This is a genomic window from Ideonella azotifigens (genome assembly GCF_006519715.1).
In the GTDB taxonomy this organism is placed as follows: domain Bacteria; phylum Pseudomonadota; class Gammaproteobacteria; order Burkholderiales; family Burkholderiaceae_C; genus Ideonella; species Ideonella azotifigens.
The window spans coordinates 1-1,010 of the sequence record NZ_VIDT01001193.1; the positions used below are offsets into that span (position 1 = coordinate 1).

Genomic DNA, 1,010 nt, shown 5'->3' on the forward strand with positions numbered 1-1,010 from the left:
CAGCCGCAGCGCGCTGCGGTCGAATGGCAGCGCGCCGGTGAGGCCGGCCACCGTCAGCCGGTGGCGGATGTACTGCGCCGTCTCGGCCTCGGATAGGGCGCCGAGGTGGAACCGGGCAATGACACGTTGCGCCAGCTGTTCCAGCTCTGGCCGGGCCAGGATGCCGCGCAGCTCGGGCTGGCCGATCAGCACCACCTGCAGCAGCTTGCGCTCGCTGGTCTCCAGGTTGGTCAAGAGGCGCAGCTGCTCCAGCACGTCGGCCGAGAGGTTCTGTGCCTCGTCGATGATCAGCACGTTGTTCCGGCCGGCCGCGTGCTGGGCCAGCAGGAAGGCGTTCAGCGGGTCGACATAGTCCTTCACCGTCTTCGCGCCGGGCGGCACCGGCACATGGAACTCGTCGCAGATGGCCTGCAGCAGCTCGGTGACCGTGAGCTTGGGGTTGAAGATGTAGGCGACGTTGCAGCTGGGCGGGATCTGCTCCAGGAAGCAGCGGCAGACCGTTGTCTTGCCGGCGCCGATCTCGCCGGTCAGCAGCACGAAGCCGCCACCGCCGCCCAGTCCGTACAGCAAATGGGCCAGCGCCTCGCGGTGGCGCTCGCTCATGAAGAGGTAATGCGGGTCCGGTGCGATCGAGAACGGCGCTTGTTTCAAGCCGAAGAAGGGCGCGTACATGGGGCGGCAGGATAACTGCCCCGGCGCCCCGCCCGGGATCGGCTCAACTGCCGGCGCTGGCCAGCCACTCGCCGCGGGTCCACGTGTGGCTGCGGTCCACGCTGCCGTCCGCCCCCAGGTCCACGCCCACGGTGACGCTGCCGCCACCCACGCTGACCTCCAGCCGGTTCCTGTCACTCAGGTCCACCGTGAGCGTGCCGCTGACCGGGTTGCCGCTGGCGTCGTAGCTCACGGCGCCCTGCGTGGCCAGATGCAGCGAGAAGGCATGCAGCAGGCCGGTGGCCGAGAGGTCGGCCACGCTGGTGCTGCTGCTGGTGCTCAGCGTGCCGGCGAGCCAG

At 69.5% G+C, this 1,010-nt stretch carries 2 protein-coding genes; both read right to left on the reverse strand.

The features are described 5' to 3' along the window. Nucleotides 1-672: ExeA family protein (locus FKP22_RS31540; protein ID WP_141292085.1), on the reverse strand; the 672-nt coding region annotated here is incomplete at its 3' end. A 43-nt stretch (nt 673-715) separates the two neighbouring features. Continuing rightward, nucleotides 716-1,010: hypothetical protein (locus tag FKP22_RS33325; RefSeq protein ID WP_170201215.1), on the reverse strand; the 295-nt coding region annotated here is incomplete at its 5' end.